Below are 17,633 nucleotides of genomic sequence, written 5' to 3' on the forward strand. Positions count from 1 at the left end.
TATTCAACTATTATATTCCAACACTTTTCTCGTTCATTTAGGTGTATATTCTATACAATAGTGGAATAGGAAATTCCATTTGAATCAGTTAGATTGATGATGCAGTTTTGATGTTTATGGAACAAAAATTATGAGTTCAATACGCCAACAAAATTTTCTATTACGTAAAGAGAAAATTTTAGCGATGGCTGAAATTCTATTGTTAGAAAACAACCAAGACATCACCTTAGGTGAACTTGCATTAGAATTAGATATTGCGAAAGGGACTATTTATAAACATTTCAAAAGTAAAAATCAGCTGTATTTAGAACTCATTATTTTAAATGAACAGCGCTTATTAGAGATTTCAAAGAAATATAACCATGACATGAAAACTTATGTTTCTCAATATATGCTCTATAATATGCTCAACTCAAACAGAACCATTTTACTGCATGTCATTGAAGAAAAGTTAACCAACAATGAACGCAAATTAAAAGACTTGTTTGACGTACTCTATCAGGTGAGAGAAGAACGAATCATTAAAATTAAAGACATGACCGGTGCTTATTTACAGGCTTTAGAAAGCGCAATGTCAATTCGTGATTATTTGTCTTATATTTGGACCGTCACTTACGGTGCTTCATTATTATTGAATTCAAGTCATTATCAAAAAGCCATAGGCTCACGTGAAAGATTAATAAAACTATACATTAACCAAGCACTCATGACTCCAGATAAAATTACCTCTGTTGAATAATGCATTCAGAAATATCTTCATTCCCTAGACTTCAATCAATATATATTCTAAAAAAAAACATCACTTCAATAAGTGAACCGTACCGGGTTTGTCGGAGACTTTTTTATTTAAGTTAGGCCACCTGACCTAACGGGTTAATCTTATCATAGTACATTGCTTCAAACTCAAAATGCGACACATAACCCAATGCACTGTGTACACGCTTTTTTATTGAACCAATCTACCCAGTTTAGTGTCGCAAGTTGTACATCAGCTAAGCCTTGCCAATCTGCTTTTAAATATTTAATCACCTCCGTTTTGTATAAACCATTCACCGTTTCAGCCAAGGCATTATCGTATGAATCACCCGTTGTACCGACTGATGCTCGTAAATTTTCTGCCTCTAAACGATTAGTATAGCGAATGGAAAGATATTGAACCCCTCTGTCAGAATGATGAATCACATTCTTAGGCATACCTCGATCATGCAAAGCTTGTTCTAATGCATCTAGTACCATATCTGTATTCATGCGTGTCGATACTTTCCATCCAACAATTGCTCGTGAGAACACATCAACAATAAATGCGGTATACACCCAGCCTGAATTTGTTTAAATATAGGGGTGAGTAGACCAAGGGAATTTCACCCTTAGCCCCTCGCAGAACCGGACGTGAACCTCTCAGCTCATCCGGCTCCCATTATCCAACCGATGGTAAACATCCCATTTTCCAGTGCACAAAGGCATTTGGAAAATCACGCGCAAGTCGCCCTAAGGCATATCTAGCCCGTCTTTTATGACGGGCCAAGTTTTTATACTTACGCCTCATCCAGCGTATAAGATAAGCATTCATGTGTTGCCAGATCGCTGACATTGCTGAACCATGGAATCGACCATAGTATTGCTGCCAACCTTGAAGAATTGGATTGAATATTGCAGATAAATCACTTAATTCGCGATTACACATCAGATGTAGATGCCATTTCCGAATAGTCTGTCGCATTGTTTTAAGTGCATCACGACTGACTGCAGGAGAGAAATTTACATAAACTCTTTTATACTTGTCCACAGCCTTACGGGGCCTAAACGTGTACCCGAGAAAAGTAAATTGAACATCGGGATATGCTTTACGACGATTAATATCTTGGCAATAAACAATCTTTGTCTTGTCTGGATGCAATTCGAGTCCACATTCACGAAATCGTGCATCGATCTTTTGTAAAACAAGTTTGGCTTGAGATAAACTCCGACAATGAATTACGCCATCATCTGCATAACGGCTGAACCGTACACTTTGAAGATGTTTCGTAATCCACATATCAAAAGCATAATGCATAAATAAATTCGCCAATAAAGGACTCACAACACCACCTTGTGGTGTGCCGCGATTCCTTTCTAAAAGATGGCCATTTATGTGTTGCATTGGTGCTTTTAACCAACGTTGCACATATAAAAGAATCCATGGAATTTCACAGTGTTTCTTGAGTGCACGCATGAGTAAATCATGGTCGATGTTATCAAAGAGACCTTTGATATCAAATTCCACAACCCAGTCATAATCCCAACTTCGTCTCCTCACTATCGCAATTGCATCATGGGCAGAACGCCCCGGACGATATCCATATGAGTTTGGATGAAATAATGGATCAATTTTCGGCTCTAATAAGAGCTTAACTGCTGTTTGCGCGACTCGATCTGCAACTGTTGGAATACCTAGTATACGCACGCCACCTGACTTCTTTGGAATCGGAACAGCCTTAACTGGCGGTGGAAAATAACTGCCAGAACAAAGTCGATTCCATAGTTTGTATAGGTTGTTCTTTAAATGCTTTTCGAATTGCTCAATAGATTCATGATCAACGCCTGGAGCGCCACCATTCTCTTTGACTTTCTTAAATGCCTCCCAGATTAACGCTTTAGGAATGTTAAATGGTTTGGTCATAAAGTTTTGCTCCTCCTGCTTGCACAGTTGACAAATCCGTAGACCTGGATAATGCAACCCCTTCGCTCCATTACCATTACAGTAACTTCAACACTACTACGAGTTGCTCCGCCCCTTGGTGACGCATTGCTATTATCAGCCTTGCCTTTTGAGCTTGTGCCTTTCGCTTGACATCGCCACCGAAGGTTCCCGCAGTTCAACGTAAGAGCCTGAATTAGGATCGCGCTGCCTCTACGCCGGACACCGAATGGCCCGTAAGCAGGTAACGGCCAAACTAATCGCGGGGTAACTTCCATCCCCGGTTTTGATGTCATTTGAGTACTTTCGACACTTGAACGGCAGTTCACTGTTGTTCGCCTTCCTAATTCTTACCTGACATCTCTACGATGCCTTTTCCATAACGCTCACGACCGGGACTTTTGATCCAAGCCGCTTATGGTGGTTTGCTACCTGCTCCTGCAAGCCGATAGCGAGGGGCCATACCCTCATCTCTTACGCCGCTTGCTGCGGCACACTGAAGTCAGCAACCCACAAATGATTAGGGTGATCGGCTTTAAAATTACGTTTTACTAAATCATCTGCTCGCTTTTGATCATCTCGGCTACGGGTAGTTTGTTTATTCTTACCACGCCAAACACCTTGTATACCTAGCTTTTGCATCAATCGAGCAACTGTACAACATGCAATAACATAGCCTTCACGTTTCAATTGTTGCCAGACCTTACGCACACCATATCGACCTGAACTTTCCTGCCAAATTCGTTTAATTTGTTCAGCATGATGTAAATCATGTAAATCCCGTTTCGCTCGATGTTCTGGATTTTCAGTGAGATCTAACGTTCGATAATAGGTCGAAGCTGCGATCGGTAAAATCCTGCAAATCGCCTCAACACCATATAACGCCTTATTGTTATGGATGAAATCCACCATTATTTGTATGGGCGGTCGAGCTCCGCCTGGGCGAAAAAAGCGGCTGCTTTACGTAGAATTTCATTGGCTCGTTGCAGATCTTTATTTTCACGTTTAAGTTGTTTAATGCGTTCTTGATCTGAAAGTTGCTGTACTTTAACTGGATTTTGTTTATCGAGATATTTTTGATGCCAAACGCGTAAAGTTTCAGGAGTACAACCAATCTTAGTTGCAATAGCCGTGATCGCAGCCCAATTAGATGGATAGTCTTTTTTAGATTCAATCAATAATTGAACCGCTCTTTCTCTGATTTCAGGGGTATATTTTACCTTTTTCATCGGGACATTCTCTCAAGAAAGTTGGTTTCCGACAAACCCGGTACGGTTCATTATTAAACAATATCTGATCAGTTTTTTTAGCAAATCGAACCTTACAATCACTATAGGCCATTCCCTTTTAAGGGATGGCCCAACCTTCAAATAAACTATTTAAGCAACTAGCTTAGCCTCAACAATTATTTTATCGACATGATTAGCCCACCACCTCATCAATTTAACTCTATCACCTAAATGTGTTGCTTTATCATAGACAGCCTTTACACCTCTTTTTTTATGCGCCAAACAAGCTTCGATAACCTGATCATGAGAACTAAACTGTTCATTCAAAGCTATCGCTGCAATATGTCGGAAGCCATGAGGACTCTGCTTTCCTCTATATCCAAGATTCTTTAAAGCATTATTCAGTGTTGCTTCACTCATGGGCTTTGTTAGGCTATCGCGACTACAAAACAAGTAATCCGATGGCGTTCTTATTTCTTTAAGTTGTAATAATAGATCAATCGCTTGCTGTGGTAATGGTACAACGTGTCTAATACCACATTTCATTGTGTGAGCAGGTTTAATCCAAAGTTTTCTTTCGAAATCAAAATCTTCCCATTTTGCGTAACGAAGTTCTTGAGGTCGAGGAAAAAGTAAAACTAATAATTAAAGAGCAATAGCAGTATGCTGATTGCTATAACTTCTAATCGATTGAACAAGCTTTGGTAGTTCAGTCAATTTCACATGCTTCATATTCCCCTTGCTTCCTCTATCAAGATATTTAAGAATGCCATCTAAAGGGTTTGAGCCAATTTGGCCACGGAATTTTGCAAGATCATAAGCATTACGACAATGTGAAACTAACTTCCGTACTCGATTGAAAATTTCTTCTTGTCTAATCAACTCCTGAAAAAAGTTTAACCACTTTTCTGATGAAATCTTTGTAAAATCACTATTCCCGAATAATGATAAAACCCTTCTTTCAAAAGATTGTGTCTCCTTTCTTAAAGTTTTCTCACACCAAGTAGTTTTTTTGGTATCCAGCCAATCGTATATCAAGGTTTTAAATGTTAAATGATTGTTTTGAACTCGTTCTAATTCAATTTCTCTTTTTGTTAGTACTTTTTCATTTTGCTTTAACTTAAGAAAAATAGTTAATGCTTCATGTTTTGCTTCTGCTAGTGTAAGGTCTGGATATCCACCTATGCTATGCCATTTCCACTTACCTTCACCATCTTTAAAACGTACTTGCCAAGTCTTTTTCCCTTTTGGAGAAACACGGAAGTACAACCCTGTATCACACGCGATTCGATACTCTTTTGATTCAGGTTCTAAATTATGGAGGTGAGTATCTTTTATTTGTTTAGTCCCATTTAAGTCACTTCTTCTCATTTCTAAATACCTCATGTATCCGAGTAATGAATACAGGGTATCGGATACAAGATCGGATACACAATAGGCTAAATTATAGCCAAACATCACCGTACATAGCCGTATAAAAAAAGACATAAAAAAACCCATGAACCTTTTAAATTCATGGGTTTAGTAGTAATAACAGAACAAAACTGAGCATATCATTACAAAAAACTGGTGGGCCCAGACAGACTTGAACTGTCGACCAACGGATTATGAGTCCGCTGCTCTAACCAACTGAGCTATAGGCCCTATAAATACTGATTTCTCAAGTATTTTCGAATCAGAATACTAGCCAATATCAAATTCAAAAACAAGGTTTTTCATTTTTTTATCTTCAGCTTGACCAAAATTTATTCATCGCAGTTTGCAAATCACGTAGGATCTTAATCATCTATAGAATTTCAGTCACAAATATGTGAAAAATTATGAATTTTCGGTAAGCGTCGAGGATGTATAGTTTGCAGAGAAAATCTAAATTAGTAGTCAACTTTTCTATAATTTATCACTAAAGGGATTGAATTTTTTAAAATGAAGTAAGAAACTCTGCCATATAAAATTCAAATATCTCTGTGAATCATGAAAAAACACATTGCCGAAATGGCATTTAAACTTGCTGGAGTCAAATATCATGTTGAACCGAATGTGCTTGGTGATAAACAAGTCATTATCGGTTTTGAACATACCACGATGATGGATGCTGTACTCTCAATCGCACTGTTTCAAATCCATGATATCCCGATTCACACACTAATTAAAAAAGAACTATTCAAAGGACCTTTTAAGCCAATTCTAGAAGGGGTTGGCGGTATTCCAGTTGACCGTCACTCAAATAAAGATATCGTGGCGCAAATGGTTGAACTCTTCAACTCCAATGACAAATTTAATCTCGTGATTGCGCCTGAAGCGACTCGTGCGAAAAATGGTGAACAACGTAAACCGATCCGCACCGGTTTTTGGCATATCGCAAAAGCCGCAAACGTCCCTATCGTTTTCTTGTTTGTAAACCCAAAAACCAAACAAGGCGGAATTTTTGGCAAAATCATGCCATCAGAGTTGGATCATGATTTGAAGTTGATTCAGGAACTTTATAAAGTACATACAGGTTTAGACATTATTATTCCTGAACCGAAGAATAAAGCCTGAACTTGATCAATTGCTAAAATAAGGGTCTTTATTAAAAAAAAGCCCTTATGGTAGAATTTCGCAGATTTGATTAGGCATAAGGCCAATCTACAAGGAGCATATTTCGCATGGCGGGTCATTCCAAGTGGGCCAATATTAAGCATCGTAAAGCTAAACAAGATGCTAGTCGTGGTAAAGTTTTCACAAAATATATTCGTGAAATTGTTACAGCTGCAAAACTCGGTGGTCCTGATGCAGCAAGCAACCCACGTCTTCGTGCAGTTGTTGAAAAAGCATTGTCCGTTAACATGACTCGTGATGTCATCAATCGTGCCATTCAGCGTGGTGCTGGTGGTGAAGACAATGATGATTTAAAAGAAGTCACATACGAAGGTTATGGTGTTGGTGGTGTAGCCGTTATTGTTGAGACAATGACTGATAACTTAAACCGTACCGTACCAGATGTTCGTCACTGCTTCTCTAAAACAGATGGTAACTTAGGTACTAACGGCTCTGTTGCTTTCCTTTTCACTAAACGTGGCGAAATTACTTTTGAAGATGTTTCTTTAGAAGACCAAATTATGGACGTTGCGTTGGAAGCTGGTGCAGAAGACATTGAAGTGACAGAAGATGAAATTCTTGTGATCACCACACCAGAGTCTTTTGGTACAGTGCAAGATGCTTTAGCGGCTGCAGGTTTAAAATCTGACAATGCAGAAGTGGTGATGAACCCTTCAACTAAAGCAGAAATCACAGATATCGATCAAGCGAAAAAAATCATGAAAATGATTGATATGCTTGAAGATTTAGATGATGTACAAAACGTATATACCAACGTTGAGTTCTCTGAAGAAGTTTTAGCGCAATTGGATGCTTAATCCATATTCAGAATTAGAAAACGCACCTTCTGGTGCGTTTTTTTAATTGAAAGGCGTCTTTTTTTGCAAGCTTGAATTATGCTTTACTCAATAAACCATGACAGTTAAATACATCATATTCTTTAATGACAAAGCTTGAATGCAATGCCACGACATGATCAATTTTACCAATGCGCTGTAACAAAATCTGGCTATAATTTTCCATATCACGAGCAACAACTTCTATAATAAAATCAGCAGATTGCCCTGTGACTAAAAAAGCATTGATCACTTCAGGAATACTTTTAAGTTCATCTAAAAATTTTGCAAAAGTATCTGAGTCATGCTTACTCAATGATACTTGTAACAACACATGTAAATTAAACCCCAATTTTTGATAGTTAATATCACGCTTTAAATTCGTCATGATATTGGTTTCGATGAGATGTTTAATACGACGGTGCACTGAACTTACAGACAGGTTAATACGCTCCGAAAGCTCGTTCAGATTCAAATCTTCATGCGTAAGAATTTCTAAAATTTGTTTATCGTAACGATCTAATTCCATCTTCTTCTCAATATTTTCATGGCACAAAATGATTATGCGTTATTTTTTCGAAAATATCGATTCAAATGAAAATAAATTAACTAATCAGACAACATAACAGAAAATATGTCTGTTATATCCCGCGCCAATCTACCCGCGCATTTCGTTCATTGGCATAAATACGTTTAACATATTGTCCTATCGGCAAATCAAGCAATTGATTTTGATAATCCTCAAATTCAGATGAAACTGGCTGATGATATTCTCTTTCCCAAGGTGTACCAGAGATCTCAAGTAGTGGAGCAAGCATTGAACAAACGGCAATATCTGCTAAACCTAAACGATCTCCTACCAAATATCGAGCTTGATTGTGAATTAATTGATCATTTAACTGCATAATAATTTCATGCATATTTTCTTTAGCAAGCGCAACTTGTTCATCATCGAGTTGGTAGCTGGTTGAAACTAAAGTTTTGATAAGTGGCTTACTGATCTTTTGAAATTTTCTCAGATACCCTTTTTCACCAATCATGATTTCTAGCGGCTCATCGCTTTCAGATAAAGCTTGAGCAAGCCCCCAGCGCCTCACTGATACACCCAATTGATTACTCAGGTCATTAATTTCAAGTGCTTTTTTTCTTAACTTTAAATCTGATCTGAGCAATGAATGCTCTGGATAAACATCATCCAAATACAGGGCAATTTGGGTTGAATCTGCAATCCACTTTTCTTTATCACGTAATATCGGCAGAGAGTTTTGACCTGTTTTTAATTTTGCGAATGCACGATGTACGCCCGGAATGATATTTTGAGCAACATAATCCAATTCCTTATGATCAAGTAACCAGCGAGCTTTTTCACAAAAGTGAGATAAAGGAAACTGGTAAAGGATGCGCATAAAATCTCCGAAATCTTGATCAATCATAGGATTTATTGTTTTGCTTACTTTATGCAACCCTATGCCAAAACACAATGTGATAATGCATCAATTGCAACTTAAATTGTTATTTTTGGAAATATGAATCCGTTAAATTATAAATGTTTAGCAAATCTTTATCATTTTTATTGCAATGTCTAAATGAATCCATCGTGTTTAGAGCACTATGATTTATTAAAATTCATTATCAATCAATAGTTTAAATTTTCTAATATTTTTCAATCGATATCTATATTTGTCTTAAGCATTTTTTTTGAATAGTTCAACGAAAACCAGCATTTAAAAAAAATATTGTATGGGCGTAGCGTATATCTCCTCAAAGAGGAATTGATCTATGTCTCGTTTAATTACTGAAAATGTTCATATTATTGAAAATGATCAAGACGCCATTCATGCAGCCTATCATGTTGCTGATTATGCGCTCGAAGGTCGCAATCACCGTGACCAACAACGAGCTTTACCATTTGCAGAAATTGAATTATTCAGCCAAAAAGGTTTAGGAGGCTTGCGCATCCCCTACGTCTATGGCGGTGCTGAAGTCTCTCATCGTACCCTCGCCCAAGTATTTCGTATTCTAAATAAAGCGGATTCAAGTTTAGGGCAAATTCCACAAAATCAAATTGCATTGCTCAATATGATCAACATCATGGGAAGCCATGAACAAAAGCAATTTATTTTTAATGAAATTTTAAAAGGTAAGCGTCTTGCCAATGGGGGGCCAGAACGTCATACCAAAGATACCAAGACTTTAGACACACACCTTGTTTTGGAGGATGGGAAATATCGAGTTTCAGGAAAAAAATTCTATTCTACAGGCAGTTCATTTGCACATTGGTTAGCCATCAAAGCCATACACCCTGAAGGTCACGTGGTTTTAGTTTTAGTGAATCGTGAATCCAGTGGTGTCGAAGTGATCAATGACTGGGATGGATTTGGTCAACGTACCACTTCAAGTGGCACAGTGATTTTAGATCAAGTTAAAGTTGATCCATTACTGATTTTTGATGAAAGAAAATTATTAGTCGTCCCTAATTTTAGAGGTGCTTTTTCACAGCTGATGCAAGTGGCTATCGATGTTGGTATTGCTGAAGCAGCGTTTAAGGACATGTTGTTTGCGATCCGTAAAGCACGCCCAATTGTGGATGCACAAGTTGAACGTGCCAGTGATGAGCATTTCACCTTACAAGAAGTTGGCAAAGCTAATGTTTTGTTAAATGCCGCCATTCTTTTGCTCGATGAAGCAGCTGATTATTTAGATTCACTCAGTTTAGTTGAACAACTCTCTGATGAACATATTGCTGAAGCTTCGATCAAAGTTGCTGAAGCTAAAGTCTATGCCAATGATGCTGCACTGCATATCTCAGAAAAGTTGATTGAGCTCGGAGGAAGTCGCGCCAGCCTCAATGTTCATAATTTTGATCAACACTGGCGAAATGCACGTGTACATACCCTTCATGATCCCATTCGCTGGAAACTTCACGCGCTGGGTTCGTATTACTTAAACCATACTTTTCCTGCACGTCATGCCTGGATTTGAGGAGTCATCATGTCATCTTTACAAGCTTTAGAGATCCAAAAATCAGGCAGTTATAGACCAGCGCATATTATTCGCTCTGATGAAGAAGCATTAAAAGTCGCACACGAACTTGCAGAAAAGTTTAAGCACCGTGCATCTGAACGAGATTTAAATCGTGAACTTCCTCATGAAGAAATCGAAGCCTACAGTCAATCTGGCTTGTGGGCCATTACAGTACCTCAACAATATGGCGGTGCCGATGTTTCTATTCATACACTGACAAAAATCATCGCATTAATGAGTGGTGTTGATGGCTCTATCGGACAAATTCCACAAAATCATTTCTATGCACTTGAAATTTTGAGGAATACTGGGTCTGAGGCTCAAAAAAGACGTTTATTTACTGAAGTTTTACAAGGTGCTCGCTTTGGAAATGCCTTGGCTGAGTTTAAAACTAAAAATGCAGCACAACGCCATACCTCTTTAAGGCAAGTCGAAAATGGTTATGTCCTCAATGGAGAAAAATTTTATTGCACTGGCAGTCTATTCGCTCACCGTATTCCAACCCTTGCTAGTGATGAACAAGAGCGCCAGTTTCTGGTCTTTGTTCCACGTGATAGCGAAGGCTTAAGCCTAATAGATGACTGGAGTGGATTTGGACAACGAACCACAGGCAGTGGGACTGTTAAATTTGAAAATGTACAGATTGACCCTGAGGATGTAGTTCCTTTTGATTTGGCATATACAACTGTCACAATTTCAGGTCCATTTGCACAAATTATTCATGCCTCAATTGAAACAGGCATTGCTCGAGCTGCTTTTGAAGAAACATTAATACGCGTTCGTCAAGCACGCCCTTGGATAGATGCAAAAGTTGAACATGCCACTCAAGACCCTTTGACACTGTACGAAATTGGTCGAATTGCAACAGACGTCAAGGCCACTGAGTTACTACTTAAACAAGCAGCGCAAGCGGTTCAAGACGCCAAAGTCGCCCCTTCAGAACATTCAGTTGCACATGCTTCTATTCAAGTGGCTAAAGCACGTGCTCACAGTACCGAAACTGCACTAAAAGTCTCGTCAAAACTAATTGAACTGGCTGGTAGCCGTGGAAGTCAACGACAAGATAATCTTGATCGATACTGGAGAAATGCACGCGTTCATACCTTGCATGATCCAGCGCGTTGGAAATATTTCTTCATAGCCAATTATGTTTTAAACGGCGTATTCCCCCCAAGACGAGGTACGCTTTAATGACAAAAAATAAATCGAATCCTCAAAAAAAGATCCTGTTCAATGCATTTGATATGAATTGTGTAGGTCATATTAATCATGGACTTTGGACACATCCACGTGATCAATCATACCGATTTAATGAATTAAGTTATTGGACAGAACTCGCTCAAACTTTAGAGAAAGGTCTTTTCGATGGATTGTTCATTGCCGATATTACTGGCGTTTACGATGTCTATCAAAATGGCATTGATCTAACCTTGAAAGAATCAATTCAACTGCCAAGCCATGATCCAAGCACGCTGGTGTCTGCAATGGCAGCCGTCACGCAGCATTTGGGTTTCGGTATTACAGTGAACTTAAGTTATGAATCTCCTTATCAATTTGCTCGTCGCTTCGCGAGTCTGGATCACCTGACCCAAGGACGTTTAGGATGGAATATCGTCACTGGCTATTTGGATAGTGCAGCGCGATTATTCGGTCAGCAAGGACTGAAAGATCACGATTTACGTTATGAACAAGCTGAAGAATTTTTAGAACTCTGCTACAAATTTTGGGAAGGCTCTTGGGAAAATGATGCCGTCATCCAAGATAAGCTCAATCGCATTTTTACCGATCCGACTAAAGTACATGCGATCCACCATCAAGGAAAGTTCTATAACAGTCACGGCGTCTTCCAAGTCTCGCCTTCAGTACAACGAACACCTGTTCTATATCAAGCGGGAGCATCACCTAAAGGACTACAGTTTGCCACTCGGCATGCAGAAGCCATGTTTATTGGTGGAGATACCGCTGAAAAAATTGCATCGCAAACACAAAAGATTCGCCAATTAGCCCATTCACAAGGTCGTGATGGTACAGCAATTAAATTATTTGCGGGTATCACTGTCGTCACTGCTGAAACAGATCAACAAGCGCAAGAAAAACTGCAGGACTATATTCAATATGCAAGTCCTGAAGCAGGGATTGCGCATTTTTCAAGCTCAATCGGAACAGACTTAGGTCATCTAAAAGATGAGGATGCTATTCCATATAAAAAAACCAACAGCATCGTTTCTGTAAATGAGCGCTTTAAGGAAAACAAAGTCACTTTGGCAGATTTAAAAGCTCAGCATGTACTCGGTGGACGTTATCCCTTATTTGTTGGCAGTGGAGCAACAGTTGCTCAACAGCTAATCGAATTCATTGATATTTCTGGATTAGATGGTTTTAACCTTGCCCGTACAGTCGCTCCAGAGTCACATCAAGATTTTATTCGTTATGTCATTCCTGAACTCCAACAACGTGGTCGCTATAAGACCGCCTATGCTGAGGGTAGCTTAAGGCACAAGCTATTCAATGCGGGAGATCATTTACCACTTTCACATCCTGCACATCATTTCCGATGTCCAAGCTCAACACAAGATATACAACAATCAAATTTAAATCCTATACACCAACATTCAGCTTAAGTTTTTAATATTTAGGGGTCTTTCTATGGCACAAGCTCAGTCTTCTCGACTTAAATGGATCGGCGTTGCAATCGCCATTATTGTGATTGCAGCGTTTGCATGGTCCTTTTTGAAAAAAAATGATCAACAAGAAATTGTGATTGGCATTAGCCCACCATTTGCAAAACCACTTCAAGCCGCAATTGAAGAAGCAAAGGCGCAAGGCATTCATGTACGTTTGGTAGAATTTTCAGATTGGAATACACCCAACATCACCCTAAATCATGGGGATATTGATGCAAATTATTTTCAGCATCAACCTTTCTTGAATAATGCGTTAAAAGAAACCAACTTTAAGCTCAAACCCTTGGGCATCGGCTCAGGAACACATGTCGGTTTATATTCAAAAAAATATAAAGCGATGAGTGAAGTTGAAAATGGCGCTCGAGTTGTACTGCCAAATGATCCTGTGAATCAGGGTCGCGCCCTACTCCTCTTACAACACGCTGGATTAATACAACTTAAGGATTCCAACAACCACTTATCCAACTTAAAAGATATTAAATCCAATCCAAAAAAATTGAACTTTATTGAAGTCGAAGGCCCGCAAACTGCGCGTGCCGTAGATGATGCAGACCTCGTATTTAGCTATCCAATGTACCTACGCTTAGCGCAAACGATTGATCCAAATGATGCCTTAATTTTGGATGAAATTAACAACACGCTTTATGCCATCTTATTTGTTGTTCGCGATGACTTTGAACAAACTCAGCCTGAAAAAGCAGCTCAACTGAAAAAATTTATCCAAATTTATCAAAGCTCAGACAAAGTTAAACAAGCATTGAATGAGGATATTGGTGAAAAACTATGGTTCAAAGGCTGGAAATAAGGAGCGTTCATGTCTACTTCAACACAATCATCTAAATTCATCCAAATTGCAGTCGTCATCGTCGCAGTACTGGCGGCCTTAGTGGGATATCGTTATATCAGTCAAAACTCAAATGATAAAGTTATTAAAATCGGCATTAGCCCACCCTATGCTGAATTACTGCAAAGTGTCGCTGAGGATGTAAAAGCTCAAGGTATCCATCTGGAGTTGATTGAATTTTCAGACTGGCAAGCGCCCAATGTCGCTGTGCAAAATGGTGATATTGACGCCAATTTCTTTCAACAAAGTGTTTTTCTAGCGAATGCAGTGCGTGAAACAGGCTATGACCTTGTGCCTTTTGCAAAAGGTTCAGGCAGTCATGTCGGACTTTATTCAAAAAAATATCAATCTCTACAAGACATACCTGATCAAGCGAAAGTAGTCGTACCGAATGATCCAGTCAACATGGCACGTGGTTTAAATTTGCTGGCTCGTGCAGGCTTAATTCAAGTTAAAGATATTAATAATGAACTCACCAGCACCCGAGACATTATCAGTAATCCTAAAAGACTCAAGATTATTGAAGTTGAAGGCCCGCAAACCGCGCATGCTTACAATGAAGCTGACTTAATTATGGGTTTTCCTCATTATTTGAAAATGGCAAAAGTTGCTGATCCTACGTCTGCACTGTTATTAGATCCGATCAATAAAAAATTTGCGATTTTGTTTGTAACGCGTCGGGATTATCAAGATCAGGATGACAAATTAAAAACTGTGGTTGACACCTTCCAAAACTCTGCAAAAGTCCGTCAGATTCTAGACAAAGACTTTGGGCAAGGTTTGTGGTTTGAAGGCTGGAAATAAGGAGAATAATCATGGTGAGTTTTGGTTCACACATTGAATTTGCAGTACCCCATATTACGATTCGTCATTTAAATAAGTATTACGATGTACAAGGAAAACAAGTTCACGCACTCAAAAACATTAATTTGGATATTCCTGAAGGAAAAATTTTCGGCATTATCGGCAAAAGTGGTGCGGGCAAATCCTCATTGATTCGCACCTTAAATGGGTTAGAAACTATTTCTGATGGTAGTATTCATATACATCAACATGATCTAGGGCAACTTAATCACAATGAGTTAATCGTCCTACGCCAGCGTATTGGCATGATTTTTCAACATTTTAATTTACTATCTGCCAAAACAGTTTGGGAAAATGTCGCGCTTCCATTGAAAATCGCAAAAGTGCCTGCTGCTGAGATTCAAACTCGTGTAGATGAGGTTTTAAATCTAGTCGGTTTAGCTGAAAAGCATCATCACTATCCATCACAATTATCGGGTGGACAAAAACAACGAGTTGGGATTGCCCGCGCATTGGTCAGTAAACCGGAAATACTATTGTGTGATGAGGCAACATCGGCACTTGATCCAGAAAGCACATCTGTTGTTTTATCTTTACTGAAAGAAATTAATCAAAAATTAGGACTCACCATCGTTCTCATTACACATGAAATGCAAGTGATTCGTGAAATTTGCGATCAAGTGGTGGTCATTGATCAAGGTGAAATCGTTGAATCAGGGCAAGTTTGGTCAGTCTTCTCTCGTCCCCAGCAGAAAATCACGCAAGAACTTCTCAATTTGGAACAGCTAGATTTGCCATTCCAGTTACATCAAGAGCGAGCTACACATTTAACGCATACCATTTTGAAAATCAGCTATGCAACTGATTTGAAAAATCCTCCCAACTTAAATGATGTACTTTCTAAAATTGCACTGCCTGTGCATTTATATCAAAGCCATGTAGACACTATTCAACATCATCTGGTTGGCTCACTCATCGTAGGTATTCCTCAATTAGATATTGATGTGCATACGCTCCATCAGCAATTCCACCATAAAACATCACAAATCGAGGTGCTTGGCTATGCACAACCAGCTCATTGATCTTTTAATTACTGGCACTATTGATACTTTATTAATGGTCGGTATTTCTGCATTTTTAGCACTTCTCATTGGCTTGCCTATGGCTGTGATCCTCGTCAATACCTCAGAAAATGGGATTTATCCTTCAAAAAAAATCAATCATGCCTTAGGTTGGGTGGTGAATATTACGCGCTCTATTCCCTTCTTAATTTTAATGGTGGCGCTCATTCCCTTCACTCGACTGATTGTAGGGACCAGTTATGGGGTATGGGCTGCGGTTGTACCTTTAACTATTGCGGCTACACCTTTTTTCGCACGTATTGCGGAAGTCAGTCTACGAGAGGTTGATCATGGACTCATAGAAGCCGCTCAAGCCATGGGCTGCAATCGCAAACAAATTATTTGGCATGTGCTTTTACCAGAAGCACTGCCTGGTATTGTGGCAGGTTTTACTGTCACGCTTGTGACCATGATCAATTCCTCTGCGATTGCGGGTGCTATTGGTGCAGGTGGTTTAGGTGATATCGCCTATCGATATGGCTACCAACGTTTCGATATGCAAATTATGTTGGCGGTGATCATTGTATTAGTCGTATTGGTGATGCTGATTCAAGCTTTAGGCGATCAATTGGCACATAGTTTGGACAAACGTAAAATCTAATTCACACTATTCAATTGAGTCTCATCTGTCTTTACGAGAAACATCAAAGCCATGACCTGACTTTGTCATGGCTTTGATGTAAAATCACCGACAATTTTTAAATAACACTGTGTGAGTCTTTTCATGGGTTTTAATTGCGGTATTGTCGGCTTGCCGAACGTTGGTAAATCTACACTTTTCAATGCATTGACGAAAGCTGCTATTGCTGCAGAAAACTTCCCATTCTGTACCATTGAACCAAACACTGGCATCGTTCCTGTTCCAGATCCACGTTTGGACAAATTAACTGCTATTGTTAAACCTCAACGTGTTATTCCAACCACGATGGAGTTTGTAGACATCGCAGGTTTAGTTGCTGGTGCTTCTAAAGGTGAAGGTTTAGGGAACCAATTCTTAGCCAACATTCGTGAAACTGATGCAATTGCACACGTAGTACGTTGTTTTGAAGACGAAAATGTTATTCACGTGAACGGTAAAATTGACCCACTTGATGACATTGCAACCATCAACACTGAGCTTGCTTTAGCTGATTTAGAAACAGTATCAAAAGCGGTTACACGTTTAGCAAAGTCTGCGAAAGGTGGTGATAAAGAAGCCGTTGCAACAAAAGCTGTACTAGAAAAAATTCAGCCATTACTTGATGAAGGTCGCCCTGCTCGCGCAGCTGATCTTGATGACGACGAGCGCAAATTAGTTCGTGGCTTTGGTTTATTAACCCTTAAACCAACAATGTATATTGCTAACGTTGCTGAAGACGGTTTTGAAAACAATCCGCACCTTGATGCTGTTAAAAAATTAGCGGCAGAAGAGAATGCCATTGTTGTTCCGCTTTGCAACCAAATCGAAGCTGAAATTTCTTTGCTTGAAGATGATGAACGTGCTGAATTTTTAGAAGCGATGGGCATGGAAGAACCAGGTCTTAACGTGGTTATTCGTGCAGGTTATGGCTTACTTGGCCTACAAACTTATTTCACTGCAGGCGTTCAAGAAGTTCGTGCTTGGACTGTAAAAATCGGTGCGACCGCTCCTCAAGCTGCTGGTGTGATTCACACTGATTTTGAGAAAGGCTTTATTCGTGCAGAATGCATTGCCTATGACGATTTTGTTCAATACAACGGTGAAGCTGGCGCTAAAGAAGCTGGAAAATGGCGCCTTGAAGGTAAAACTTATGTCGTTCAAGATGGTGATGTTTTACATTTCCGTTTCAACGTTTAAGTCATTAAAAAACAGCCGAAA

At 39.2% G+C, this 17,633-nt stretch carries 15 protein-coding genes, 1 tRNA gene, 3 pseudogenes and 1 other annotated feature; of the genes and pseudogenes, 11 read left to right on the forward strand and 8 right to left on the reverse strand.

Annotated elements, in window-relative coordinates; genetic code table 11:
- Nucleotides 1–130: 130 nt before the first annotated feature.
- Nucleotides 131–739, forward strand: a complete 609-nt coding sequence (locus FTV17_RS03545) for a TetR/AcrR family transcriptional regulator (RefSeq protein ID WP_179998193.1) — start codon at nt 131–133, stop codon at nt 737–739.
- Between the two features lie 112 nt (nt 740–851).
- On the opposite strand, the pseudogene FTV17_RS03550 reads toward FTV17_RS03545, so the two are convergent.
- From FTV17_RS03550 to FTV17_RS03575, 6 genes and pseudogenes are all read right to left on the reverse strand, one after another.
- Nucleotides 852–1,329: pseudogene (locus FTV17_RS03550) on the reverse strand (IS3 family transposase); the annotation flags it as partial.
- Nucleotides 1,330–1,417: 88 nt separating this feature from the next.
- A complete protein-coding gene (ltrA, locus tag FTV17_RS03555) occupies nt 1,418–2,659 on the reverse strand; it encodes a group II intron reverse transcriptase/maturase (RefSeq protein WP_179998194.1) in 1,242 nt (413 codons plus the stop codon).
- A 504-nt stretch (nt 2,660–3,163) separates the two neighbouring features.
- A pseudogene (locus FTV17_RS03560) lies at nt 3,164–3,906 on the reverse strand (IS3 family transposase); the annotation flags it as partial.
- Nucleotides 3,515–3,631: a sequence feature (AL1L pseudoknot), on the reverse strand. (Overlaps the previous pseudogene by 117 nt.)
- A gap of 150 nt (nt 3,907–4,056) precedes the next feature.
- Nucleotides 4,057–4,518 (reverse strand): annotated as a pseudogene (locus FTV17_RS03565) (tyrosine-type recombinase/integrase); the annotation flags it as partial.
- A gap of 33 nt (nt 4,519–4,551) precedes the next feature.
- The gene (locus tag FTV17_RS03570; RefSeq protein ID WP_179998195.1) at nt 4,552–5,277 is read right to left on the reverse strand and encodes an integrase arm-type DNA-binding domain-containing protein; all 726 of its coding nucleotides are present in this window, start codon (nt 5,275–5,277) and stop codon (nt 4,552–4,554) included.
- 196 nt (nt 5,278–5,473) lie between these two features.
- Nucleotides 5,474–5,550, reverse strand: a tRNA-Ile gene (locus FTV17_RS03575).
- A gap of 327 nt (nt 5,551–5,877) precedes the next feature.
- Between FTV17_RS03575 and FTV17_RS03580 the strand changes: the two genes are divergently transcribed.
- Both FTV17_RS03580 and FTV17_RS03585 read left to right on the forward strand, forming a co-directional pair.
- Nucleotides 5,878–6,444 (forward strand): 1-acyl-sn-glycerol-3-phosphate acyltransferase, encoded by a 567-nt coding sequence (locus FTV17_RS03580; RefSeq protein ID WP_179998196.1) that lies wholly within the window; start codon nt 5,878–5,880, stop codon nt 6,442–6,444.
- A 107-nt stretch (nt 6,445–6,551) separates the two neighbouring features.
- Entirely contained in the window at nt 6,552–7,301 is a 750-nt protein-coding gene (locus FTV17_RS03585) for a YebC/PmpR family DNA-binding transcriptional regulator (protein ID WP_035264495.1), read from the forward strand.
- A gap of 76 nt (nt 7,302–7,377) precedes the next feature.
- Here FTV17_RS03585 and FTV17_RS03590 read toward each other — a convergent pair whose 3' ends face one another.
- Nucleotides 7,378–7,848: an Lrp/AsnC family transcriptional regulator gene (locus FTV17_RS03590; protein WP_035264497.1), complete on the reverse strand. Its 471-nt coding sequence runs from the start codon at nt 7,846–7,848 to the stop codon at nt 7,378–7,380.
- A gap of 112 nt (nt 7,849–7,960) precedes the next feature.
- Nucleotides 7,961–8,725: a glutathione S-transferase family protein gene (locus FTV17_RS03595; RefSeq protein ID WP_179998197.1), complete on the reverse strand. Its 765-nt coding sequence runs from the start codon at nt 8,723–8,725 to the stop codon at nt 7,961–7,963.
- Nucleotides 8,726–9,098: 373 nt separating this feature from the next.
- Between FTV17_RS03595 and FTV17_RS03600 the strand changes: the two genes are divergently transcribed.
- The 8 genes from FTV17_RS03600 (at nt 9,099) to ychF (ending at nt 17,612) form a co-directional block, all read left to right on the forward strand.
- Complete coding sequence (locus FTV17_RS03600) at nt 9,099–10,301, forward strand: SfnB family sulfur acquisition oxidoreductase (RefSeq protein ID WP_179998198.1); 1,203 nt, start codon at nt 9,099–9,101, stop codon at nt 10,299–10,301.
- 9 nt (nt 10,302–10,310) lie between these two features.
- Entirely contained in the window at nt 10,311–11,534 is a 1,224-nt protein-coding gene (locus FTV17_RS03605; protein WP_179998199.1) for an SfnB family sulfur acquisition oxidoreductase, read from the forward strand.
- On the forward strand, nt 11,534–12,964 hold the full coding sequence (locus FTV17_RS03610) for an LLM class flavin-dependent oxidoreductase (RefSeq protein WP_179998200.1): 1,431 nt from the start codon (nt 11,534–11,536) through the stop codon (nt 12,962–12,964). The genes FTV17_RS03605 and FTV17_RS03610 overlap by 1 nt, the downstream gene beginning before the upstream one ends.
- A gap of 25 nt (nt 12,965–12,989) precedes the next feature.
- The gene (locus FTV17_RS03615; protein ID WP_179998201.1) at nt 12,990–13,832 is read left to right on the forward strand and encodes a MetQ/NlpA family ABC transporter substrate-binding protein; all 843 of its coding nucleotides are present in this window, start codon (nt 12,990–12,992) and stop codon (nt 13,830–13,832) included.
- A 9-nt stretch (nt 13,833–13,841) separates the two neighbouring features.
- Nucleotides 13,842–14,675: a MetQ/NlpA family ABC transporter substrate-binding protein gene (locus FTV17_RS03620; RefSeq protein ID WP_179998202.1), complete on the forward strand. Its 834-nt coding sequence runs from the start codon at nt 13,842–13,844 to the stop codon at nt 14,673–14,675.
- 11 nt (nt 14,676–14,686) lie between these two features.
- Entirely contained in the window at nt 14,687–15,757 is a 1,071-nt protein-coding gene (locus tag FTV17_RS03625) for a methionine ABC transporter ATP-binding protein (RefSeq protein WP_179998203.1), read from the forward strand.
- Complete coding sequence (locus FTV17_RS03630; protein ID WP_092766235.1) at nt 15,738–16,397, forward strand: methionine ABC transporter permease; 660 nt, start codon at nt 15,738–15,740, stop codon at nt 16,395–16,397. Before FTV17_RS03625 ends, FTV17_RS03630 begins: the two co-directional genes overlap by 20 nt.
- Nucleotides 16,398–16,520: 123 nt before the next feature.
- Nucleotides 16,521–17,612: a redox-regulated ATPase YchF gene (gene ychF, locus FTV17_RS03635; protein ID WP_035264512.1), complete on the forward strand. Its 1,092-nt coding sequence runs from the start codon at nt 16,521–16,523 to the stop codon at nt 17,610–17,612.
- Nucleotides 17,613–17,633 lie beyond the last annotated feature (21 nt).

Source organism: Acinetobacter sp. YH12239, assembly GCF_013417635.1.
In the GTDB taxonomy this organism is placed as follows: Bacteria; Pseudomonadota; Gammaproteobacteria; order Pseudomonadales; family Moraxellaceae; genus Acinetobacter.